The sequence below is a fragment of the Marinobacter flavimaris genome, assembly GCF_045057155.1.
Taxonomy (GTDB): Bacteria; Pseudomonadota; Gammaproteobacteria; order Pseudomonadales; family Oleiphilaceae; genus Marinobacter; species Marinobacter manganoxydans.
Window position 1 is genome coordinate 3703832 of sequence record NZ_CP171359.1, and the last position, 23029, is coordinate 3726860.

Sequence of the window (23029 nt, forward strand, 5' to 3'; positions counted from 1 at the left end):
CGCGCCGGATTCATTATGATGCCGGCATCTCTTCAGGGGAGTAGCCTCCGCATCGGAATGTCCGAGCGGATGATAGTCAACATACTTGGGGCCAAATCCCCATGGCTATCATGTCTCACCGCAACACCGGTGATATTGGCAAGACCTGAGGCGGTTTCACCTCCATTGGGCGGAAGGTGGGCTGCCTCATGTCTGGTTATCCGCCCTGGAGTTTTTCATGGACGCTTTTCTCGCCTCGACGGTTGCTGTTGCCATAGCGGAAATTGGTGACAAGACCCAGTTGCTCTCGCTTTTCCTGGTTGCCCGATACGCCACCCGCCTGCCTATTATTCTCGGCATTTTTGTCGCAACGGTTCTCAATCACGCCTTATCTGCCTGGCTCGGTGCCTGGGTCGCTTCCTTTATTCCAGAAGCCTGGCTGCCCTGGATTCTGGCCGGCAGCTTTGTCGCCATCGCTCTGTGGCTACTGGTGCCCGACAAGGATGACAGCGCAGACTCGAAGTTTCTGGGCATGGGGGCGTTCATGGCCACCACCATCATGTTTTTCCTGGCGGAAATCGGCGACAAGACCCAGGTGGCAACGGTCGTTCTCGCCGCCCGCTTTACCGAAACCTTCTGGGTTATTCTGGGCACCACGGTGGGGATGCTGCTGGCCAACATACCGGTTATCATGGCAGGACGCTGGCTGATGGAACGGTTGCCCCTTGCCACAGCCCGGATTGGCGCAAGCGTTCTGTTCGTGGTGCTTGCCGTTGTAACAGTGTGGGCAACCTTTATGAACTCCTGAGGGTACTTGCTGTCACTGTACCCGGTTGCCTGATGCTTTCGGAATGTTTTCTATGTGGTTCAGATTCTTAATGGTTTTTGCTTTGGCACAGCTCCTGGCATTTCCGACCATCGGTTCGGAACAGCCTGTGGAGGCTGTCAGTAATTCGGATACCCCGGAGAAACCCGACAGAAGCCCTCGTGTGCCCACCTTCCCGATCCAGGGGGACCTGGCCGGAGAGCTTGGCGTATTCGAGACCCGTTACGAGGACACTTTTGCCGGCATTGGCAACCGTCTGGCCATGGGCTATCTGGAGTTGGTGAAGGCCAATCCCGGTGTCGACCCCTGGCTACCCGGAGAAGGCACTACGATTACCCTGCCGCGCCATTATGTGCTGCCCGACTCCCGGCGCGAGGGCATTGTCATCAATCTTGCGGAGTACCGCCTGTATTACTTCACCAATGGGGGAGTTCAGGTGTACCCGGTTGGAGTGGGAACGGCTGAAAATCCCTCTCCGCTGACCGATGCCGAAGTCACCATGCCGCTGGAATCTCCGGCCTGGTATCCGCCGGCCAGTATTCGCGCGGAGTACGAGGCATCAGGTGAGTACCTGCCCCGTATGATTCCTCCGGGCCCCGGGAATCCGCTTGGTACCCACGCCCTGTTGCTGAGCGAGAAAGGCTATCTGATCCACGGCACCAACAAGAAGTTTGGTGTGGGCATGCCGGTCAGCCATGGCTGTTTCCGGATGTACAACGAGGATATCTCCCGGTTTGTTTACCAGGTTGAGAAAGGTACACCGGTTCAGGTTGTCCACGATGCCGTCAAGATCGGTTTCTCGGATGGTGAGGTCTGGCTTGAGGTGCACCGCCCCCATGAAGACTACCCCCGAGAAGATCGCGACCGTTTATGGCAGCAGGTCTTCGCTGAAGTTGAAGCTTTCCGCAGCCAGCACCCAGGCGTTGAGGTCAAGCGTGGCGCCATTGAGCTGGCAGTGGACCAGGCCGATGGTCTGCCAACCATGATTGGTGAACGGGTTACCCAAATGGCCGCAGACAAGACCGTGGAAGAGAAGTCACCGGAATCGGCCAACGAGCCGGAGCAGCGGCTATACTTCTGACATAGAGTTCCGGGCAAGAGTGCCGCGCTGCGTGAGTGCCTGAGACAGAACCGCGGCCACTGTGCCATCGTATGTCCAGCAATCAGAATTTTTCCGGATCCGGGGAGGCGTCATACAGGTAAACCATCCCATGCGATCACAGAACCCTGCCCGGCTTCGGCGCTGGGCCCTGGTGATGATGACCGGCGCCCTGCTGGCACTGGCTTCCCTCGCCCATCAGGTTTTTGCCCAGCAGAAGGCTTCCGAGACCGCTCTGGTGCTTACAGTTGAGGGCGCCATTGGCCCCGCGACCATGGACTATGTCACCCGGGGTATTCGCAGGGCCGAATCTGAGGGTGCCGGCCTGGTGATCATTGAAATGGACACCCCGGGCGGCCTGATGGATTCCATGCGGGATATCATCAAGGTGATTCTTGCCTCCGAAGTTCCCGTGGCTACCTATGTTTCCCCGCAGGGCGCCCGGGCAGCCAGCGCTGGCACGTTTATTCTCTATGGCAGTCACATTGCCGCCATGGCCCCTGCGACCAACCTGGGCTCTGCGACGCCGGTCCAGATGGGCGGCCTGCCGGGTAGCCCGGAACCGGAAAGCGATCCGGCCTCCGGCGAGCCGCAAACGGAGGAAGGCTCTGATTCCGAATCCGGGTCTTCGTCTGACGGCGAACAGCAAGCCAGCGACGACGACGGCAAACGGCGCGGCGGTACCGCCATGGAACGCAAAGTTCTGGAAGATGCGGTCAGTTATATTCGCGGGCTGGCCGAACGTCACGGCCGGAATGCCGAGTGGGCCGAGGAAGCCGTCCGTGAGGCGGTGAATCTCGGTGCCGACGAGGCCCTGGAAAAGAACGTCATCGACGTGGTCTCACCCAACATTCGGGACTTGCTGCAGCAAGTGGATGGCCGGACCGTTCGCATGGCGTCGGGCGACATGACCCTGAATACGGCCAGTCTGGAAATCGTCCGGTCCCAGCCGGACTGGCGCACCCGCCTGCTGTCGGTGATCACCGATCCGAACGTTGCCTACTTCCTGATGATTATCGGCTTCTACGGCATCATCTTCGAACTGGCCAACCCCGGTGCCGTGGTGCCGGGGGTGATTGGCGCTATATCACTGATTCTCGCACTCTTTGCCTTCCAGGTTCTGTCGGTGAACTATGCCGGCCTGGCATTGATCATCCTGGGCTTGGCGTTCATCGTGGGGGAGGCGTTTGTACCCAGTTTCGGGATATTGGGGGTCGGCGGGATTGTTGCCTTTGTGACCGGTTCGATCATCCTGATGGATGGCAGTCACCGGGATATATCGCTACCGACAATTGGCGGCACCGCCGTGGTGGCCGGTGGCTTTATCCTCTGGACGGTGACCCGGTTCATCGGCCTGCGTCGACGGCATCCGGTCAGTGGGGCCGAGCAGATCACCCATGAGGAAGGCGTGGCACTGGATGAATTTTCCGGGGAACACGGGCATTACCGGGGCCATATCCGGCTTAGCGGTGAGCGTTGGAATGCCATCAGCGAAGCGCCTGTCAAGGAGGGTGACCGGGTTGAAGTGACAGCAATTGAAGGTTTGACGGTAACCGTCAGGGTCATCCCGGAAAGCGGTTGACCCGGTAAACAAAGTAACGGCAATACAAGGAGGCCGTATGATTGGCGATCTGATTCCCTATCTGGCACCAACGGTGGTGTTACTGCTCATTCTTGCTTCGGCCATCAAGATCCTGCCGGAGTACGAGCGTGGCGTTGTGTTCTTTCTCGGGCGGTTCCAGGGCGTTAAAGGCCCGGGGCTGATCATTGTGATTCCCGGCATTCAGCAGATGGTGCGGGTTGACCTGCGGGTCATCACTCTGGATGTGCCCAGCCAGGATGTCATTTCCCGGGATAACGTGACGGTGCGAGTGAATGCCGTGCTTTATTTCCGTGTCGTGGATCCGGAGCGGGCGATTATCCGGGTGGAGGATTTCAATTCCGCAACCAGCCAACTGGCCCAGACCACGCTGCGGTCGGTGCTGGGCAAGCACGATCTCGACGAAATGCTGTCAGAGCGGGACAAGCTCAATTCGGATATCCAGGAAATCATCGATGCCCAGACCGAGGAATGGGGCATCAAGGTGGCCAACGTGGAAATCAAGCACGTGGATCTCAACGAGTCCATGATTCGTGCCATTGCCCGCCAGGCGGAGGCCGAGCGTGAGCGGCGTGCCAAGGTCATCCACGCCGAAGGCGAATTACAGGCGTCCAAGAAGCTGGTGGAAGCGGCGGATGTCATGTCTACCAACTCCGGTTCCATGCAGCTGCGTTACCTGCAGACCCTGGCGGATATGAGCAATACCAATTCATCCACCATTGTGTTTCCGCTGCCAATGGAGTTGATGACCACATTCCTGAAGGAAAACAAACCCTTTACGCCTGATAAGCCCGATCCGGACAAACCCGAACCCGAGGCATAAAAAAAGGCCGGCATTGCCGGCCTTTTCTGTTACGTATCAGCCTTACTTCTGGCTGGCACGCTCGAGCATACGCTTGGCACGCTCGTTTGCTTCGTCAGCGGCTTTCTGGGCTGCCTTGGCAGCGGCCAGAGCTTCTTCTGCAGTCTGCTGGGCAGTACGTGCAGAGCTTGCAGCGCTGTTAGCGGTGTTCATTGCATTTTCAGCAGTGCGCTCAGCGGAGCTGGCGGTTGCATTCGCTTCGTCGAGGGCGCCTTGGTCAGTCGTGGCACAACCTGCAGTCAGAGCAGTGGCCAGTGCAATCCCGGCGATCGTCAGTTTACGCATTGTAAATCCCCTTATTGGTCGAGTTATTTCCTGTGATCCGAAAGTCAGTATAGACGACTTCCTGTCAACCTGTGCCCGATAGGCATAATAGGCATTGACTACCGGAGTCGTTAAACAGTGTAAAACACTGTAAGCCAAAATGTTAACTCAGGATAGGTAAATATTCTTAGCGTATGACAACAACTTAATTCTGCTGTCAGGCTTTTCTCAGGGGTGAATGCTGATCGGGGTCCCGTTCGACACCAGTTGCCAGATTTCGTCCATCTCTTCGTTGGTCACGGCAATACAGCCATCGGTCCAGTCCAGACCGGTGTAGGCGAAGGCCATGTCGCCCACGTTATTGGGCAGGCCATGGATCATGATGCTGCCACCGGGATCCAGGCCCCAGGCGGATGCCAGTTCCCGATCCCGCTCACTGGGATAGGAGATGTGGATGGATTTGTAGAAATCGCTCTCGGCATTGCGCCAGTCCAGGGTGTAATCGCCCTCCGGTGTGCGCTCGTCACCCTCGTACAGCTTGTGGCCTTCCGGATTGTCGCCCAGGGAAATGCGGTAGCTGCGAACCACGTCCTCGCCATCCATAAGGTACAGACGGCGCTCTCCCTTGCGAACCACCACCCTACTGACGTTCTGAATGTCCGCGGGCTCATACATGGTGGCAACCGGCATCCGGGTGTCGGCCTTGGCCAGCAGCTCGGTTGCAACGGCGGTTGGAGCGGCAGCCATGCAGAGCAGGGCGAGGCTGGATAATAGGGCGCGGAAAATGCTCATGTCCTTAACTTACCAATGATTAATCTTTGTACAGGCGTTTTATACCATAGCCCGCAAGGGATCTGTTAAGGGGTTTTGTTAACTTTTTTGGCTATCTGGTTCGCTGATCAACCATTTTGTGAATTGTCCATCTTCAGTCCCACCTTGGTTACCTGGTCAGCGCTGGTGGCCCGGGCCACCAGCGTTACCGGGCCAAGGGTAACCACGTCACCGACAACCGGGTGCCCCTTGGTGCGTCTGGCAAAGCATTCAGCCAGGGACAGTTCCGGGGGCAGATCGTCGAATTCAATGCCATAAACCTGCTCGACGTCACCCAGCAGGGCATCACCGTTAAGCACAAAATCTCCAAAAAATGCCCGTTCAGCCAGGTACTTGGGCGCGTGGCGGCCGCTCAGGGCCTTGCCGAGCTCGGGCAGCACACTGGGGGTTGCGAACATCGCCACCATGTCGCCACTGGAAACTTCCAGATCGGCTTTCGGCTGCAGGCAAACCCGGTTCCGGAAGACGCCGGCGACGGCCGTGTTCTCAGGAAGCCGCAGCTGGCTCAGCCGCCGCGGCGTCTCCCAGATTTCGCCCCGCAGCGGGAACAGCATCAATTCATGGTCGCCGGCGGCCGGCGCATCCAGGGGCAGCCTTCGATAGGGATCCTCTCCGGCCGGAACTTCCAGGCGAAGTTTCCGGGCCAGGGGTGTCATGGTGGTGCCCTGAACCAGGAGCGAGACCAGCACGATAAAGAAAGCCGCGTGGAAGACCAGTTGAGCTTCCGGCAAGTCGGCGATGATCGGGAACAGGGCCAGTACAATCGGCACCGCACCCCGGAGGCCGACCCAGCTGATGAAACCCAGCTCGCGGCGATTGAAGGCAAACGGCCAGAGGGTGAGCATGACCGTCAGCGGGCGGATAATGAAGATCAGCGAGAGGGCCAGGATCAACCCGCCGCCGGCCAGAGGAATCAGATCGGAGGGCGTTACCAGCAGTCCGAGCATCAGGAACAGGCACAGTTGGGCCAGCCAAGCCAGACCATCGTGCACCTGCAGGATCATCGGCATCATCCGGACATGGCGGTTACCGATCACCACGCCGGTCAGATAAATGGCCAGAAACCCGCTGCCGCCGAGGGCGTTTGTGGCAGAAAACACCGAGATGCCAGCAGCGGCGACCAGAAGGGGATACAGCGAAGGCGTCAGGCGGATCCGGTTGGCCAGCTCAACCACGGCGAAGCCGCCAATGATCCCGGCAACGGCGCCGACACCGAATTGCTGCACCAGCATGGTCAAGACCGCCCAGCCCGCGTGGTCGCCATCGTTACCGATGAGCGTGACCAGCATCAGGGTCAGGAAAATCGCCATGGGGTCGTTACTGCCGGATTCGATCTCCAGGGTGGCACTGACCCGTTCGTTCAGGTGGAGGCCCCGCCCCTGAAGCAGTGAAAACACGGCTGCGGCATCGGTGGATGAGATGATGGCGCCAATCAGCAGGGCCGTCAGCCAGTGCAGGTCGAACACCCACCAGGCCACAACTGCGGCACCAGCGGCGGTCATCGCGACCCCGAGTGTAGCGAGCACCAGGGCGGGTTTCAGCCCCACGCGGAAGGTTTCCGCACGGGTGCGCATGCCGCCGTCCAGCAGGATCACGCCCAGCGCCAGATTGGCAATCAGGAACGCGAGCTCGAAATCGTCGAACTGGATGCCACCCGGGCCGTCCTCGCCCATCATCATGCCGACCACCAGAAAGATCAGCAGCACCGGCATGCCCACCCGGCTGGAAAGCGGGCTGAGCACAATACTGATGACCAGCATCAGGGCGCCAATCAGAGTCAGGGTGGGATCCATTGTTGCTCCAGACAGAATGCTTGCCCATTGCCGGGCGGACCGCTTATATTGCTTTCGCGGCCCTTTTTTTGCGGGTGTAGTTCAATGGTAGAACGGCAGCTTCCCAAGCTGCATACGAGGGTTCGATTCCCTTCACCCGCTCCACTTCATTGCCGCTCGACTGTATCTCTAGTGTAGTTTGAGTCGGGGTTGCATGGCACGGCTGATTTTATCCATCAGCCAGATAATCCCGGTGCGGAACATGCCGTGCAGGGCTACCTGATGCATCCGATAGAGGGACAGGTAGAACATGCGGGCCACCTTGCCCTCGATGTACATGCTGCGGCCGGACAGGTTGCCCATCAGATTGCCGACGGTGGTGTAGCGGCTGAAATTGATCAGCGAGCCGTGGTCGTTGTAGACGAAGGGCACCGCCTCGCCATTGTCCAGGCGGTTGCAGAGGGTCTTGAACAGGGTGTCTGCCTGCTGGTGCGCAGCCTGGGCCCGGGGGGGAACCGGCAGGTCGGAATCCGGTTGCGGACAGGCAGCGCAGTCGCCGAAGGCGAAGATATTGGCATCCTGGGTGGTTTGCAGGGTCTGTTCCACCACCAGTTGATTGCTCCGGTTCACCTCCAGACCTTCCAGCTCGGCCAGGAAGGCCGGGGCCTTGATGCCCGCTGCCCAGATGGTCATTTCCGAGGGTAATTCGGTGCCGTCTTTCATCACGACCGTACTGGGCCGTACCTCACTCACCGGCTGGCCGGTCAGTACTTTCACCCGCTGGTGTTCCAGCTCCCTGGTGGCCGCCGCAGACAGCCGGCCAGGCAGGGCGGGAAGAATGCGGTCAGCGGCCTCGATCACGGAAATGGAAACGTCCGAGGGCTGAAGGTGGTTCATGCCGTACACCGGCAGCTCGCGGGACGCCAGTCGCAATTCTGCTGCCAGTTCCACACCGGTGGCACCCGCGCCGATGATGCTGATATTCAGGGTATGCTCAGCCCCCTGCAACGCCTCGTGATTCTTGCGCAGAAAGGCGTTGAGCATCAGGTTGTGGAAGCGCCGGGCCTGTTTGAGGCTGTCCAGGAACAGGCAGTTGTCCTGGGCGCCGGGCGTGCCAAAGTCGTTGGCGGTGCTGCCCACGGCAATCACCAGTGTGTCGTAGGGGATATGGCGTTCGGGAACGACCTCTGTACCGTCGACATCGTGGAACGGGGCTATGACCACTTTCTTGCTATCGCGGTCCAGTCCGCTCATGCGGCCGAGCTGGAATTCGTAATGGTGTTTGCGGGCATGGGCGCGGTAGTTGATCTCGTTCGCGCTGGCATCCAGGGAACCGGAGGCAACTTCGTGCAGCAGGGGTTTCCAGACGTGGGTCAGACCGGAATCCACCAGCGTGATTCTGGCTTTTCCCTTTCTACCCAGTTTGTTCCCGAGGCTGGTAACAAGTTCGAGACCGCCGGCGCCACCGCCGACCACAACAATGTGATGAAGGTTGTCCATACCAATCAGACCTGTAAGTGAAGAGAGCCAAGGACTCTTCAGGCGAGAATGCTTGGCTGTCCTCACTCGGAACCAGACGAGAAGCCGGAATTCGATCGGGAAACAGGGCGGGGCCTGAGCCGGGCAATAATGTTAACGCGCCCGGACCTGTGGGTACAATTCTACGGAAGTGCTGTTTCCTTCCGGCCTGGCGCTCGCGAACCTGTGGGTGGCGCGCTCGCCGGAGCCGCAGAAGGAAAAGCGGGTTTAATGCTGGGTGCGATACCCGTCCAGGATGGCGGCCATATCGTCACCAAGGTCTTTCATGGCTTGCGGATCCAGATTGCGTTCACCCATGGATCTCAGGCCCATGATCTGCGCCTGCAGGAGCCGGGCAAGTCGACGGCTGTCTACGGATTGCGCCAGCTCCCCTTTCACCCGAGCCTGCTCTACCAGGTCTGCAAGAGATCCCTCGATCGCGGCTAGAATGCTGTTAGCCTGGTCCGCCAGGGCCGAATGCGTATTGCTGGATTCCAGCAGCGTTTTCACGATCATGCAGGCTCGTGAGGGTGCCGCGCTTCCGTCTCCGCAACTGCAGGCGATGCCGCGTAGATAGTCCTGAAGGCCGTCAACAATGGAATCAAAACCCTTGAGGTGAACGGCCAACTCCCGGCCGCCCTGTTCCGCATAGGCGGCCAGTGCTTCTGAAAACAGACCGTCCTTGCTGCCAAACGTGGCGTAGATGCTGCCCGGCCGCATATCGAGGGCCTGCTCGATCTGCTTCATGGAGCTGCCGTGATAGCCCTTCTCCCAGAACAGGCCAACGGCCTTTTCCAGAGCGGTTTTTCGGTCATAGCGTGCGTGTCTGGCCATAACAACAATTCACCATCGTAGTGATTTGAATGACCGCTCAATTATATATTGAATGATCGCTCAATAACAGTCAGCCTGAAGTATTAATTGAGCAAACATTCAATAAAGGAGTTGGCAATGACAGATTTCCCCCTTCACGACAAAGACACTGCACCGGAGAAATCCAGACCATTGCTGGACAACTCGCTCAAGGCGTTCGGCATGATTCCTGGCCTGCACGCGGTCATGGCGGAGGCGCCGGGCATCCTCGAGGGTTACCAGCAACTGCATCAACTGGTGCTGGACAGCAGCTTTGATAATGATGAAAAGACCGTCGTCTGGCAGACCATCAACGTGGAAAACGCCTGTCATTACTGCGTCCCGGCCCATACCGGGATTGCCAAAATGATGGACGTGTCTGACGACATTACCAATGCACTGCGGGACGAAACGCCGCTGCCGAGCGACAAGCTCGAGGCGCTGAGAACCTTCACTCTCGCAGTCATGCGCAAACACGGCAATGTCAGCAAAGAGGATCTGGACGCGTTTTATAAAGCGGGCTACCAGCACCGCCAGGTACTGGAAGTGATTCTGGTGTTGTCCCAGAAAGTCATGAGTAACTACGTCAACCACATTGCGGAGACGCCCGTTGATGAGCCGTTCAAGAAGTTTGAATGGCAGAATAAGCAATAATCCGGGCTTCGCGGCAACGGGACGGGTCAGCCCGCGTCCGTTGCCAGTATGTTCGCCTGTCTTGATCGTTTTTTGGTCTCGAGCCGCTTGTCGACGCACCGGGTGTCGTCCTCGAGAATAACGACGCATTCCAGGCACTGAATGCATTCGTCGTAATCGATCCGGCCATCCTTGCGAATGGCATTGATACCGCACTCATTCTTGCAGTGCTGGCAGGGGTTGCCACAGAGCTCAACCCGGTCCAGCCAGCTGAACAAGCGTAACCGGCCGAGCGCCGCGAGGCCGGCGCCCAGCGGGCACAGGTAGCGGCAGTAGAATTTGTGGATGAACATGCCGATCACAAGCAGGCCGACGGCGTAGAGAACGAAGGGCCAGGAGCGAACGAAAAACAGGGTTATGCTGGTTTTGAATGGTTCCACCTCCGCCATTTTTTCGGCGACGGTCAGGGAGTAGAAAGCGGTGCCCACCAGAGCCAGCAGGATCGGATATTTGAGCAGAATCAGTCGCCGGTGCCAGTGCTCGGGCACCTTGATCTGGCGGAATTTCAGTTTTTCGCCAAGCCAGGCGGCCATTTCCTGCAGGGCGCCAAACGGGCAGAGCCAGCCACAAAACAGGCCCCGGCCCCAGATGAACAGGGTCACGAAGGTGTAGATCCAGAGTATGAAGATGATCGGATCCAGCAGGAAAACATTGAGAGAGAAACCGTCCCAGATCGCCAGGAACAGGGTGTAGATGTTAACCACCGAAAGCTGGCCCTGGGCGTAGAAGCCAATGAAAAACAAAGTGAAAAACAGGAATCCCCAGCGGAACCGGTGTACCAGCTTCGGGTTGCGGCTCAGGGTTTTCTGGCGGGCGAAGAACACGGTCAGAACGGTCAGGCCGATTACCAGCAGTGAAATCTGCCACCAACGTTCTTTCCAAAGGCCGATCCAGACCGGTTGACGGGTGTCCTCCGGGTTGGGAGCAACCTCGACGGTTTCGAACAGTTCTTCGTTGAACCGAACCGGGATATTCAGGGATGTGCGGTCCACCATCAGGTGATTGCGGGCCAGTTCGACATTGAGCTTCAGATTGGCTTCCGCTCCTGGGTTAAAACCGGCGTTACCGCCCACGCGGAACAGGTTTCCGGCATCGAATGACGGGATGCCGGCCGCCCGGAAATCTAGATTCTGGTCCAGCAGGTTCAGGTCGCGCATCTCCACGGCAAGGTTGTTCTGGGTAAGGCCGACACGGTCGGGAGAACTGCCGGGGACGAACTCGCGGGAAACATGGGGAAAGGCGCCGCGGGACATGACGGCCAGAACCTGTGCGCCATCATCCAGCCGTTCCATAAGTCGCTGGTAGCCATCGTCTCCAAGCAGGTTCCGTCCCACCATGGGCGAATTGATGTAGGCGAAGAAAAGCTCGGTAAAAGGTTCGCCGTCTGCGGGTTCGATGTCCATGGGGTAGTCTGAAAGAGGCCGGCCCAGCTCGGCCTCGATGGATTCGGCAGCAATCTGCCAGTGTCCGATGTAACCGCGATCCACCAGTTGCTGCCAGGACATGGGCTGGTAGAAATCCGGTTTCGCCCGTGTGGGTGCGCTCTGGGCAAAGCCCTCGAGTTTCTTGCGGGCCACCTTGAGGGCTGAAGAGAGCACGGTGTCGTTGATGATCAGGACCGAAACCGTGGCCTTGCTGACACCGTCAAAGTGCACCACGTTGCCGTCGCTGGTTCGTCCGGAACGGCTGGAGTTGGAGGTGCTGACAATAATCTGCTCTTGTAACGAATGCCCTTCGTATTGGTCTACAAAGTCGAACAGGGGGCCTTCGCCCAGGCCATGGAGAAAAACCGGCTCGTGGTGATTCAGCACCTTGATGCCGGTGAAACGCCCTTTGCTGTCGAGGCCGATCAGCATGCTGATCGGTTTGCCGGCAAAGCCCTGTAGGCGGCTATGGTCTGCGGTTTCGTAGGCATAGCCAAGCAGTTCCTGGAGTTGATACACCGGGTACACGGGAAAATCGGGCAGCTTGTCTTCAATGACCGTTGCCGAGGGAAACAGCTCCTGAATCAGCGCCCGCTTGCTGTCTGACAGCTCGGCGTGAACCGGGGGCACTAAAAACAGACAGGCAAGAAGGAGCACGATGCGCCCTGCCATGGGGTACTCCTGTGGTTCTTTTTGTTTGAACTTCCATGCTAGAGTTTTCGGCCCCGGGCTCAATGCGACCTCGGAGCCAGCTGAATGCTACTTTGTGAGGAGAAATGCCATGACCGACGCTACCTACACGCCACCCAAAGTCTGGAAATGGGACTCTGAGAGCGGAGGTCGGTTTGCCAGTATCAATCGCCCGATCGCCGGTCCGACCCACGACAAGGCGCTACCGGTTGGCAAGCATCCGTTGCAGCTTTATTCGCTGGCGACGCCCAACGGCGTGAAAGTAACGGTGATGCTGGAGGAGCTGCTGGAGCTGGGTATCAAGGACGCCGAGTACGATGCGTGGCTCGTCAGGATTACCGAGGGCGATCAGTTTGGCAGCGGGTTTGTGGAAGTGAACCCCAACTCCAAGATCCCGGCCATGATGGACCACAGTGTCACCCCGTCCATCCGCCTGTTCGAATCCGGGTCCATCCTGCTTTACCTGGCGGAAAAATTCGGGGCGTTCCTGCCCAGTGACATCGCCGGACGCGCGGAGACCATGAACTGGCTGTTCTGGCAGATGGGCAGTGCGCCCATGCTCGGTGGCGGCTTTGGTCATTTCTACGCCTACGCGCCGGAATACTATGAGTATCCGATCAACCGTTACACCATGGAGGTCAAGCGCCAGCTGGATGTGCTCGACCGTCAGCTGGCAAACAATCGATACATCGCCGGCGACGAATACACCATCGCCGATATGGCGATCTGGCCCTGGTATGGTGCCCTGGTGAAAAACAAGGTGTACGACGCGGCCGAGTTCCTGGAAGCCCACACCTACACCAACGTCATTCGCTGGGCCGATGAGATTGCCCAGCGTCCGGCGGTCAGGCGTGGCCGCATGGTCAACCGGGCCTGGGGTGAGCCGAGCAGCCAGCTGCACGAGCGTCACGACGCCAGTGATTTCGAGACCCAAACCCAGGACAAGATTGGTGACGGTGAATGAAGGTCGCGGTTTATTGCGGCTCCCGGTCCGGAAATGATCCGCTTTACGCGGACAAGGCCCGGGAGTTAGGTGATTACTTCGGTCGAAATGGCATTGAGCTGGTGTTCGGTGGCGGGCACGTCGGCCTGATGGGTGTTGTGGCGGATGCTGTCCTGGCCGCGGGCGGCCGGGTCCACGGGGTCATCCCGGAGCATCTGCGGGATCGTGAGCTGGCCCACTCCGGCCTGACCGAGCTGCATGTGGTCAAAAACATGCACGAGCGCAAGGCCCTGATGGCGGATCTGGCCGACGGCTTTGTCGCATTGCCGGGTGGTATTGGCACGCTGGAAGAGCTGTTCGAAGCCTGGACCTGGGGCCAGTTGGGGCTGCACCAGAAGCCTTGTGCCATCTACAACGTCAACGGGTTTTTTGACCCGTTGCTGGCGATGGCGCAAACCATGGAGCGGGCGGGTTTTCTCAAGCAGCAATATATCGACATGCTGATCCAGACCGATCAGCCCGCGACCCTTCACCGAGCCTTTGAGGGTTATCAGAGCCCCGAAGAAAAATGGTTGTGAGCGACCTCACTCCATCCGGCTGACCTTCGCCATCAGCCGGCGCCAGTCAATCGGCAGCCGGCTTTCAAGTTCCGCCAACACCGGATCTTTGGGATGCACCGACTGGAAGTGCTGTTTGCTGGCATAAACCACGGTGTTGTTACTTTTGCTTCGAAAGCCAAGAAGCACCGCAAAGTGCCTCTTGAGCCGCCGGAAGTAAGCCCCCTGGACATCCGGAGTCCGGTGGTAATTCAGCACCAGCCAGCCGTCCTCCGTGAGCACCCGGGCGCACTCATCCACAAACTGTTTCTGGGCCTGTGCAGGGCTCATCCGGTCTGCGTTGTACAGATCGGCCAGAATCATATCCGTGCTCGCCTCCGGCAGCTTTTCCAGGGCATCCCGGGCATCGGCAATGGTTACCTCAAGGCGCTCACTGCCGGGCAGATCAAAAAATTCCCGGGCAGTGTCCAGTACCGCCTGGCGCAGTTCGACGGCGTGTATCCGACACTCGGGATAAAGATGGTGAAAGGCGCCGGCCATCACGCCGCCGCCCAGGCCCAGAATGGTGACGTGGCGAGGGTTGGCAAAGACCGCCGGCAGCATCATGGCCCGGTTGTACTCATGAACTGGCAGATAGGGAAATCGGCGATCAATCTTGCTTTGCTCGAACACCGAATTGAAGGTAAGCACCCGGTGTTTGCGGTAATCGACCACCAGAATGCTGCCCAGGGCATCCCGGGTGTGGTGGATAATCTCGCCTTTGTTGAACATGCCGGCTTACCGGCCGGATTCTTCGAACAGGCGCTTTACGCTGTCGGTTTTTGCCAGCGACAGAGCGGTATTGCCGTTGCTGTCCTTCGCTTCGCGATCGGCGCCTTTTTCCAGCAGCAGGCGTACCGTTTCCGGGTGGCCGTGCTTGCTGGCCAGGATCAGCAGGGTCTCGCCCTCGCTGGTGCGCATGTTCACCGGGACGCCGGCATCAAGCATCACGCTCAGAGGTCCGGCACCGCCGTTGCAGGCCAGTTCGAAAATACCCTGGGCGAAGGCAACCGCATCCTCGTCTTTCTGGTTCGCGGGTTGTTGCGGCTTGCCGGGCTTCTGTTGGCTCATCGGGGCTCCGTGGTCAGTTCAATCGATTTTGTGTTAAAAACGTATTATCACAGAATGAGACTGTCCCAGACACAGTCAATGAGCCCAAGGCTAAAAACGACAGGAGGCAACGCCGTGAAACTGCAGGTTGAAGGCATCGAAGAAGGCCAGCCGATTCCCGAGAAATTCGCATTCGGGGTATACAGCGAAGATGACCACATGAGCTTCGGTCCCAACCGGAACCCCGAAGTTGTCTGGGACGGTGCGCCCGAGGGCACGAAAAGCTTCGTGGTGATGATGTTTGATCCGGACGTGCCCAGCGTTGCGGATGATGTAAACCAGGAAGGCAAGACGGTTTCCAGGGACATCCCGAGGGTCGATTTTTTCCACTGGCTGCTGGTGGATGTGCCTGCCGGCACCACCCGGATTCCGGAAGGCGAAGACAGCGATGGCGTGATTCCCAAGGGCAAGGAGCCGGGGCCCGGTCCCATCGGTATCCGCGGCGTGAACAATTACACCCAGTTCCTGGCGGGCAATCCCGACATGAACGGCACCTACGCCGGGTACGATGGTCCCTGTCCGCCCTGGAACGATGAGATCATCCATCACTACCACTTCGAGGTGCATGCACTGGATGTGGATACCCTTGCCCTGGATGGCGAGTTCGATGGTAACGATGTGCGCGAAGCCATGGCAGGCCACGTACTGGCCAGCGCCCGGGTGACGGGTACCTACACCCTGAATCCGGACCTGCGCTAACGGATTCAGACACCGAGCAGTGATATTCCGGTAACCCAATCGGTTACCGGATAGCCATCGTTCCCTCCCCCTGATTCCTTTCTGAACGTCACAGAAGTGTCTTGTTGTTGTCATGTCCCCGTCACCCGGTCTTGCCAAGGTGTCAGCATCCGGAATGGTTGAAAGACGGGAGGCAAGATGCGGAGCTACCGGAGCGTTTTCATTTCCGATGTGCACCTGGGCACGGCTGACTGCCAGGCCGAGTATCTGCTGGATTTCCTGAACCAGGTCCGCTGCGAAACTCTGTATCTGGTGGGCGATATCATCGACCTGATTGCGATGCAGCGACGGGTTCACTTCCCGGATTCCCATCGGGCCGTCATTCACAAACTCATTGAGCTGGCTGCCAGTGGAACGCGGGTGGTCTATGTGCCCGGTAACCACGACGATTTCCTGCGCCGGTTCTGCGGCCAGACCATTGCCGGTATTGAGCTGCGCTACAAGGCCATACACACCACCGCAGATGGTCGACGCTTCATGATCTGCCACGGCGACCAGTTTGATCAGGTCGTGCGTTGCAGCCCACTGATGCTTCTGGTCGGTGACCGTGCCCACGGTATCCTGCTCCGCCTGAACCGCTGGTTCAACGCCTGGCGCCGGCTCAAGGGCAAGCCCTACTGGTCGCTGGCAGCCTGGGTAAAGAGCAGAATCGGCAAGGCACGCACGTTCATCCGGCGGTTTGAACTGGCGGCGCTGACGGTCGCGGAAAAGGGCAACTACGACGGTTTTATCTGCGGCCACATCCACTCCGCCGGCTTCCTGCGCAGCGAAGATGGTCTTTACTGCAATGACGGCGATTGGGTAGAACACTGCACGGCGCTGGTGGAGCAGGAGAACGGCACACTGGAGCTGCTGCATTGGTCGGAAAACCCCAATGTTCTGGCCAGAGAGCCTGACGCCCCGCATCCGGATGTGTGTGGAGACGCCCGGCCGGTGATTGATGCCCTGCCCACAGCGTTCGTGGAGCAGGTCAACCGGCTCGTCAGCTGACCAGAGGTGTGCGGCGACCTCGGTCGCCCGCCCTGGCACTCGCTCATGCCCATCGAGGCTTCAATACCCCTCCTTCAGGGTGGCTATTTTTCATAACGCCATCGTATCCCTTATACTCCGTGTCCCTACCAGCCCTTCATAGGCTTTATGGCTGAACATACGACATCACAGACAAGCGGTTTTGCTGGCGCTGGCCCCGGGACCCGCGCCGCCAGTCATCGCGCGCGTCGTTTCAATGCCTGGACGGTCAGCACCCTCGTGATCGCCCTGCTGGTTGCGATGCCAGTGCTGGTCATCCTTGCCCATGTGTTTTTCCCGTCCGGTGAAGTCTGGCAACACCTTGTCAGCACGGTTCTTGGAAGATACCTCAGTAACACCGTGGTACTCAGTGTCTCTGTGGCTGTAGGAACCACCCTGATTGGCACTGCCTGTGCCTGGCTGGTGGTTATGTGCCGGTTTCCCGGCAGGCGGCTGTTCGAGTGGGCTCTCCTGCTGCCGCTGGCGGTGCCAACCTACGTTATTGCCTATGCTTACACGGATTTCCTGCAGTTTGCGGGGCCACTACAAAGCGCCTTGCGCGACTGGTTCGGCTGGGAGTTTGGCGACTATTACTTTCCGGATATCCGGTCCCTGGGCGGTGCTGCCCTGCTGATTACCATGGTGCTCTACCCCTACGTGTACCTGCTTGCCCGGGCATCGTTCATGGAGCAGTCGGTAAGTGCACTTGATGTTGGCCGCACTCTCGGCCTGGGACCGTGGCGTATGTTCAAACGCATTGCTCTGCCGCTGTCCCGTCCTGCGATCATCGGCGGCGTTTCGCTGGTCCTGATGGAAACACTGAACGAGTTCGGGGCAGTCCAGTTCTTTGGCGTCGATACCTTCACCACCGGAATCTACCGGACCTGGTTTGGCCTGGGTGAGCCGGTTGCAGCGGCTCAGCTCGCAGCCTGCCTGCTGGTGTTCGTGGTTCTTGTTGTTGTTCTGGAACGCGTTTCCCGCGGTGGCAAGCAATACCATACCTCGGCACGGTATCAGGCATTGCCCGAGTATTCGCTGAATTCAGGTCAGGCTGCGCTCGCCTTTGCAGTGTGTTTCCTGCCTGTTCTCATTGGTTTTATTGTCCCTGCCCTGATTCTGCTGGAAATGGCGATTACGACCGGCGACAGCCTTTTCGGGACGCGTTTTCTGGAGTTCGCGTTCAACAGTCTGATACTCGCCTCAAGCGCGGCGCTGGTTGCCGTCACGCTTGCGGTAATGCTGAGTTACGGCGCGCGGCTGAATCCCAGCTCCTGGGTCCGGAGTGTGAACCGGATTGCGGCCATGGGCTATGCCATCCCAGGGTCTGTCATTGCCGTGGGCATCATGATTCCGCTGGCCTGGCTGGATCAGAAGCTCAATCTCTTTCTTCGTGACAACTTTGGTTTCATGGTGGGTCTGGTACTCAGTGGCAGCGCTTTTGTCCTGATCTACGCCTACACGGTGAGATTCCTGGCCGTCTCCTTCAATACGGTTGAGGCCAGTCTGGGGAAGGTTACGCCCTCAATGGACGCAGCTGCGCGAACCCTCGGTCAAACCGCCGGTGGTACCTTGCGCAAGGTTCATACGCCGATCATGCGCAGTAGCCTGCTGGCGGCCGGTATACTGGTGTTTGTGGACGTGATGAAGGAGTTGCCGGCGACCATCATACTCCGGCCGTTCAACTTCGATACCCTGGCGGTCCGTGCCTACAGCCTGGCCTCTGACGAGCGATTGGCCGAGTCGGCCATGTCCTCCCTCGCCATTGTTGTGGTCGGGATCATTCCCGTGGTCATTCTGAGCCTGGCGATGCGTCGGTCCCGCCCGGGAAGTAAAACGGGGTAGCCACGGTTTACTCGGCGAACAGAAAAACCTGCGACATATCCAGCTCAAGCGAGACAGCCTGTCCCTCTTCCGGCAGAAACACCCCGGGCACTTTTGCATGCAGGTGCATTTCCTGCCCGTCCGGCCCGTGAGCACAAATATGCAACAGACTGGTCGGGCCGAGCAGTCGGGACATCAGAACATGGCTGGTGCGGTCATCACCGGCCTGTCCTTCAAGTTGCCTGACTTTGACCGCCTCCGGACGGATCAGAATTCTAGCGCTGCTGCCGTCCTCAAAACCTTTAGCTTCCAGGTGGCCCAATGGCGTTGTCACCACGCCGTTGTGGACAACGCCGCGATGTTCGTTCACCTGCCCGAAAAAGTTGACCACGAACGGCTCGGCAGGATTGCAGTAAAGGTCTGTAGGAGTTCCCGTTTGCACGATCTCTCCGTCTCGCATCAGTGCGATCCGATCTGCCATGAACATGGCTTCCTCCGGGTCATGAGTAACCAGAAGAGTGGCCGTGTTCAGCTCTTTCAGCACATGCAGTGTATCGTCCCGAATCTGGTCGCGCAGCCGGGCGTCGAGGCTGGAGAATGGTTCGTCCAGCAGCATGACCCGTGGCGACGGAGCAAGGGCCCTGGCCAGGGCTACCCGCTGCTGCTGACCACCTGAGAGGGTATGTGGGTAAACATTGGCGGCATCGGCCATGCCCAGGCGCCCCAACAGTTCGAGTGCGCGCGTACGTTGCTGCTTTTTCGGCATGGAGCTGATGCCGAAGCAGACGTTCTCCAGCACCGTCAGATGGGGGAAGAGTGCAGATTCCTGGAATGCCAGGCCCACATTCCGCTTTTCCGGGGGTACCTGCACGCCACCGGGTGCCGAAACCAGGGAGCTGCCGAGAAAGACTTTGCCGCGGGACGGCGTCTGGAGGCCTGCAGCGATACGCAGCAGCGTTGTTTTGCCGCAGCCAGAAGGGCCGAGGAGGCAGACAACCTCGCCTGCTTCCAGATGCAGGTTGATGTCTTTGACAACGCTATCGCCATGGAATTGGCAATGCACGCGGTCAAGCATCAATGACGGGCCCGACAGGCCGTTCTCGAGTTGGTCGCTGTAGGTTGGGCTTTCCTGATAAATGCTCATGGTGCCGATCCAGCCTCCCGGTTCAAACTCCAGTGGAGGTGCAATTGTAATCTTGTTGCGTCTGATTGTGTATTGAATACGTAAAAGCGACTGATTCCTATTTATTGACTTCTATGCCCGGGTTCGTTTAAATCGCATCTAAATACTAATCGTTTTCACCTGCAATAGTAATTAGCAACCAAGGAGAGATCCCGTGGTATCTCATAAAGCGAAGTTGGCAGCCGCTGCCCTGGCAACAACACTGGCAGCAACGAGTGTCTCCGCGAGTGAAGTCAACCTGTACTCTGCGCGGCACTACGATTCGGACCAGGCAATTTATAACGCCTTCACCGAGGAGACCGGCATCAAGGTCAACCTGATTGAGGGGAAGTCCGATGCGTTGATCCAGCGAATCCAGCGAGAAGGTGTCGCCAGCCCGGCCGATATCCTGATTACCGTTGACGCGGGTAACCTCTGGCGAGCCGACCAGGAAGGCATCTTCCAGCCGGTGGATTCGGAAGTTCTGAACAGCCGTCTGCCGGATTCCCTGCGTCATCCGGAAGGGCATTGGTTCGGCTTCAGTCAGCGTCTGCGCGTGATCTACTACGATCGTTCAGACTTTGATCCTTCCCGGATCAGTCAGTACGAGGACCTGGCCAAGCCGGAATTCAAGGGCGAGATCTGCATCCGGTCCTCCAGCAACATCTACAACCAGTCATTGCTGGCCAGCCTCGTTGAGTACCACGGCGAAGAAGGCGCTGAGGAGTGGGCGCAGGGCGTAGTCAATAACATGGCCCGTGATCCCCAGGGTGGCGACACCGATCAGATCCGTGCTGTGGCTGCCGGTGAATGCAACCTGGCGGTTGGCAACCATTACTACTACGCGCGCCTGCTGAACTCTGATGATGTTGCAGACCGTGAAGTGGCCCGGGAGGTTGGCATTATCTTCCCGAACCAGGATGGCCGTGGTGTTCACGCCAACATCGGTGGTGCGGGTGTGGTGGCTACCGCGCCTAACCGCGACAACGCTGTCCGGTTCCTGGAGTTCCTGTCCTCCGATACCGCCCAGCAGATCTTCGCTGAGAGCAATCACGAGTTCCCGGCGGTAGACGGTGTACTGAAGAATCCGGTGCTGGATTCCTGGGGCAACCTGAACATTGATGACATCAATGTGAGCGTACTGGGCACCAACAATCCGGAAGCGGTGAAGATCTTCGACCGTGTGGGCTGGCGTTAATCGAAGTATCACGAAATTGATCGCAGATTACGCTTGAGAGAGCGTGCCCAAGGGCCGGATGTTGGTAAGACATCCGGCCCTTTTTATTTTATCGAGGCACCGGCTGTGCTTCCTGTTACCTGATGAGCGGGTAGAATAGCCGGATGACCCGATCGCCGCTGGTTTTCCGTCTCTCCTTTCTTGCCATTGTCGCGTTTTTGATGGCCATGATCTGGCTTCTGCTGCGGCAACTGGGCATGCCTGCCAGCTTTGCACCAACGGTGCTGTCCGACTGGTTTGCCAGTCAGGGGACTCTTGGGCCGGTATTACTGATGCTCCTGATGGTTCTTGCTGTCGTGGTCGGGCCAATACCCACGTTGCCGATCAGTGCGGCGTCCGGCCTGGTTTACGGAATGTTCAACGGAACGGCAATCGCGGTAGCCGGTGCACTGGCGGGTTCGCTGATTGCCTTTTATCTGGCGCGAGTGCTTGGTCGCGATGCTGTTCAGCAGAAGCTCGAAAACAACCCGGTATTCTCGGCCAGAGGGTCACAGCGGTTCCTGTTTATTGCAGTCCTCCTCACCCGGTTAATCCCGGTGTTCTCCTTCGCCCTGATCAGCTATGCCGCCGGAGTGACGGCGATACACCTTTGGCGTTACGCCTTGGCAACGGTTATTGGAATGTTACCCATGACCTTTGTGTTTGCCGGGTTGGGGCATACCCTCGAGCTTAACCCCACCCTGACCGTTATAGCGGCAGCTACGGTATTGCTGGTCATGAGCACGTTGCCCCTTTACCTGCGGCATCGCCCACATTCCCGTCTGGCTCGCTGGCTGCAGCTGGATGGAAGGGTCTGATGCCCGCTGCAGATTCTCAATTTCCCACAAGCGACTCGATATCCTGATAGACGGTCGCAGCATCCGTTACCCTGGCGAGCCAGCTCAGAGGAATGCCGTTCTCACCGCCAACACCGTGCATGGCGGCCATGGCCGGGCCAATCAGCCAGGCTCGACCGCAGGAGTCACCACCACAATGAATGTTGGCGCGGATGGCTTCGGTGTAGCTCCGGGCCGTGTTCAGAATGTGAAAGCTGACCGGCATGGCTTCCTGCAGGTAACAGGTGCGGCCAAACGTGTCACCGGCAGCAACGCCGTTCAGTTCCGAGCTCTCAAGTGCCCGTTTGAGGGACGCCTGATCGGGTGCTTCGTCGATGGCCGAATTCATTGCCTTGGCAAGAGGCTCGCCCCTGAATAGCCCGTCCAGAAGCACCGCTGCACACTTTGCCCAGGCAACGGCCTCGTCGTTGTGATTGGTAACCCGCACGGCTGCTTCAACAACGTCCAGGAGGTTTGTGCTTCCGCTATGGGCGGCAACGAGTGGCGGCAGCTTGGACACCGCAGGCAACTGCATGTCGTCGGCGCCACTCGCCGGTACCAGATTGCGGTCGATGGTTTCCGCCAGATGAACGCCGGCGTCCTGAATGGCCTTTTCCTTGTACGTCAGGCTGATGGCCTCCCGCACCGGCTGCGCAAGCGCGCTGCCGCTCAGACGGCGGGTGTAGGGCATGACCTTCTGCACCAGAATCCGCTTCTGTTTGTCGGAAAGATCATCCGGCATGCCGGACTGCGCCTCCTCGACCGCCTTGCGCTCGATCGCATTGAAATTCTCCAGCGTGATCCGTGTCGGGTTATCGATGAATCCCCGCCACTGGCCACCGGGCCCAAAGAACGAACGAAACCGGCGCTGGTAATCGCGGATGTCCAGATTGCCGTTGGTGGCCAGTAAGCTGTCGGTCAGCACGCCGGTGGCTGCGCCGTAGTGACTCACATCGCCAACCTGTTTCCCCTCGTGAGCGAAGTAACCGAATCCCTTTGTGTAGTACTCGGCTCGTGGAGGCAGGAATTCGGGCGACTGTCCACCCACCTCCAGAATGCGCTCGCTGTTGTAGAGCCAGTGCAAACCCAGGCTGGCTGCGTCTGCGACCCAGCCGCCTGCCAGAGCAGCGGTGATGGCGCCTTTTCTTTCGGGAGGGAGATTGCTGACCATGGGAGATCCTTGATGTCC

22 protein-coding genes, 1 tRNA gene and 1 riboswitch are annotated in these 23029 nt (G+C 58.7%); of the genes, 13 read left to right on the forward strand and 10 right to left on the reverse strand.

Features of this window, described 5'->3' with window-relative positions; all coding sequences use genetic code 11:
• The first annotated feature begins 25 nt into the window (after positions 1–25).
• A riboswitch (yybP-ykoY riboswitch) is annotated at positions 26–213 on the forward strand.
• A gap of 4 nt (positions 214–217) precedes the next feature.
• From ACGK9W_RS17285 to ACGK9W_RS17300, 4 genes are all read left to right on the forward strand, one after another.
• Complete coding sequence (locus tag ACGK9W_RS17285; RefSeq protein WP_008176825.1) at positions 218–787, forward strand: TMEM165/GDT1 family protein; 570 nt, start codon at positions 218–220, stop codon at positions 785–787.
• A gap of 52 nt (positions 788–839) precedes the next feature.
• Positions 840–1886 (forward strand): L,D-transpeptidase family protein, encoded by a 1047-nt coding sequence (locus tag ACGK9W_RS17290; protein ID WP_008176827.1) that lies wholly within the window; start codon positions 840–842, stop codon positions 1884–1886.
• A 130-nt stretch (positions 1887–2016) separates the two neighbouring features.
• Positions 2017–3486 (forward strand): nodulation protein NfeD, encoded by a 1470-nt coding sequence (locus tag ACGK9W_RS17295; RefSeq protein WP_273017726.1) that lies wholly within the window; start codon positions 2017–2019, stop codon positions 3484–3486.
• A 37-nt stretch (positions 3487–3523) separates the two neighbouring features.
• Positions 3524–4327 carry a slipin family protein gene (locus ACGK9W_RS17300; RefSeq protein WP_273017725.1) on the forward strand — a complete coding sequence of 268 codons (804 nt, stop codon included), beginning with the start codon at positions 3524–3526 and terminating at the stop codon, positions 4325–4327.
• A gap of 42 nt (positions 4328–4369) precedes the next feature.
• On the opposite strand, the gene ACGK9W_RS17305 is transcribed toward ACGK9W_RS17300, so the two are convergent.
• The 3 genes from ACGK9W_RS17305 to ACGK9W_RS17315 all read right to left on the reverse strand — a co-directional run bounded on the left by ACGK9W_RS17305 (position 4370) and on the right by ACGK9W_RS17315 (position 7254).
• Positions 4370–4651, reverse strand: a complete 282-nt coding sequence (locus ACGK9W_RS17305) for an Lpp/OprI family alanine-zipper lipoprotein (RefSeq protein ID WP_008176834.1) — start codon at positions 4649–4651, stop codon at positions 4370–4372.
• A 207-nt stretch (positions 4652–4858) separates the two neighbouring features.
• On the reverse strand, positions 4859–5422 hold the full coding sequence (locus ACGK9W_RS17310) for a murein L,D-transpeptidase family protein (RefSeq protein WP_092032269.1): 564 nt from the start codon (positions 5420–5422) through the stop codon (positions 4859–4861).
• 107 nt (positions 5423–5529) lie between these two features.
• Positions 5530–7254, reverse strand: a complete 1725-nt coding sequence (locus tag ACGK9W_RS17315; RefSeq protein WP_014578952.1) for a potassium/proton antiporter — start codon at positions 7252–7254, stop codon at positions 5530–5532.
• A gap of 70 nt (positions 7255–7324) precedes the next feature.
• On the opposite strand from ACGK9W_RS17315, the gene ACGK9W_RS17320 reads away from it, so the two are divergent.
• Positions 7325–7398: transfer RNA gene (locus ACGK9W_RS17320), tRNA-Gly, on the forward strand.
• A gap of 24 nt (positions 7399–7422) precedes the next feature.
• On the opposite strand, the gene ACGK9W_RS17325 is transcribed toward ACGK9W_RS17320, so the two are convergent.
• A complete protein-coding gene (locus ACGK9W_RS17325) occupies positions 7423–8733 on the reverse strand; it encodes an NAD(P)/FAD-dependent oxidoreductase (protein ID WP_008176838.1) in 1311 nt (436 codons plus the stop codon).
• Between the two features lie 246 nt (positions 8734–8979).
• A complete protein-coding gene (locus ACGK9W_RS17330; protein ID WP_008176841.1) occupies positions 8980–9585 on the reverse strand; it encodes a TetR/AcrR family transcriptional regulator in 606 nt (201 codons plus the stop codon).
• A 117-nt stretch (positions 9586–9702) separates the two neighbouring features.
• Between ACGK9W_RS17330 and ACGK9W_RS17335 the strand changes: the two genes are divergently transcribed.
• On the forward strand, positions 9703–10257 hold the full coding sequence (locus tag ACGK9W_RS17335; RefSeq protein WP_092033114.1) for a carboxymuconolactone decarboxylase family protein: 555 nt from the start codon (positions 9703–9705) through the stop codon (positions 10255–10257).
• A 26-nt stretch (positions 10258–10283) separates the two neighbouring features.
• On the opposite strand, the gene ACGK9W_RS17340 is transcribed toward ACGK9W_RS17335, so the two are convergent.
• On the reverse strand, positions 10284–12392 hold the full coding sequence (locus ACGK9W_RS17340; protein WP_092033111.1) for a NosR/NirI family protein: 2109 nt from the start codon (positions 12390–12392) through the stop codon (positions 10284–10286).
• A gap of 109 nt (positions 12393–12501) precedes the next feature.
• Between ACGK9W_RS17340 and yghU the strand changes: the two genes are divergently transcribed.
• Positions 12502–13374 (forward strand): glutathione-dependent disulfide-bond oxidoreductase, encoded by an 873-nt coding sequence (yghU, locus tag ACGK9W_RS17345; protein ID WP_092033109.1) that lies wholly within the window; start codon positions 12502–12504, stop codon positions 13372–13374.
• A complete protein-coding gene (locus ACGK9W_RS17350) occupies positions 13371–13931 on the forward strand; it encodes a TIGR00730 family Rossman fold protein (protein WP_008176850.1) in 561 nt (186 codons plus the stop codon). The genes yghU and ACGK9W_RS17350 overlap by 4 nt, the downstream gene beginning before the upstream one ends.
• Before the next feature lie 6 nt (positions 13932–13937).
• Here the strand turns inward: ACGK9W_RS17350 and ACGK9W_RS17355 are convergent, their stop codons facing one another.
• Positions 13938–14681 carry a spermidine synthase gene (locus ACGK9W_RS17355; RefSeq protein WP_008176853.1) on the reverse strand — a complete coding sequence of 248 codons (744 nt, stop codon included), beginning with the start codon at positions 14679–14681 and terminating at the stop codon, positions 13938–13940.
• 6 nt (positions 14682–14687) lie between these two features.
• The gene (locus ACGK9W_RS17360; protein ID WP_405417852.1) at positions 14688–15020 is read right to left on the reverse strand and encodes an ankyrin repeat domain-containing protein; all 333 of its coding nucleotides are present in this window, start codon (positions 15018–15020) and stop codon (positions 14688–14690) included.
• A gap of 114 nt (positions 15021–15134) precedes the next feature.
• Here ACGK9W_RS17360 and ACGK9W_RS17365 point away from each other — a divergent pair, with 114 nt between their 5' ends.
• The 3 genes from ACGK9W_RS17365 to ACGK9W_RS17375 all read left to right on the forward strand — a co-directional run bounded on the left by ACGK9W_RS17365 (position 15135) and on the right by ACGK9W_RS17375 (position 18647).
• A complete protein-coding gene (locus tag ACGK9W_RS17365; protein WP_008176858.1) occupies positions 15135–15758 on the forward strand; it encodes a YbhB/YbcL family Raf kinase inhibitor-like protein in 624 nt (207 codons plus the stop codon).
• A gap of 177 nt (positions 15759–15935) precedes the next feature.
• Positions 15936–16787: a UDP-2,3-diacylglucosamine diphosphatase gene (locus ACGK9W_RS17370; RefSeq protein WP_273084132.1), complete on the forward strand. Its 852-nt coding sequence runs from the start codon at positions 15936–15938 to the stop codon at positions 16785–16787.
• 147 nt (positions 16788–16934) lie between these two features.
• Positions 16935–18647, forward strand: coding sequence for an ABC transporter permease (locus tag ACGK9W_RS17375; RefSeq protein ID WP_405417856.1), 1713 nt, complete (start codon positions 16935–16937; stop codon positions 18645–18647).
• A gap of 7 nt (positions 18648–18654) precedes the next feature.
• Here the strand turns inward: ACGK9W_RS17375 and ACGK9W_RS17380 are convergent, their stop codons facing one another.
• Positions 18655–19770 carry an ABC transporter ATP-binding protein gene (locus ACGK9W_RS17380; RefSeq protein WP_008176865.1) on the reverse strand — a complete coding sequence of 372 codons (1116 nt, stop codon included), beginning with the start codon at positions 19768–19770 and terminating at the stop codon, positions 18655–18657.
• 193 nt (positions 19771–19963) lie between these two features.
• Here ACGK9W_RS17380 and ACGK9W_RS17385 point away from each other — a divergent pair, with 193 nt between their 5' ends.
• Positions 19964–20986, forward strand: coding sequence for a Fe(3+) ABC transporter substrate-binding protein (locus ACGK9W_RS17385; RefSeq protein WP_008176867.1), 1023 nt, complete (start codon positions 19964–19966; stop codon positions 20984–20986).
• Between the two features lie 143 nt (positions 20987–21129).
• Positions 21130–21822, forward strand: coding sequence for a TVP38/TMEM64 family protein (locus ACGK9W_RS17390; protein ID WP_008176869.1), 693 nt, complete (start codon positions 21130–21132; stop codon positions 21820–21822).
• 16 nt (positions 21823–21838) lie between these two features.
• Here ACGK9W_RS17390 and ACGK9W_RS17395 read toward each other — a convergent pair whose 3' ends face one another.
• Positions 21839–23011, reverse strand: coding sequence for an ADP-ribosylglycohydrolase family protein (locus tag ACGK9W_RS17395; protein WP_008176872.1), 1173 nt, complete (start codon positions 23009–23011; stop codon positions 21839–21841).
• Positions 23012–23029: the final 18 nt, after the last annotated feature.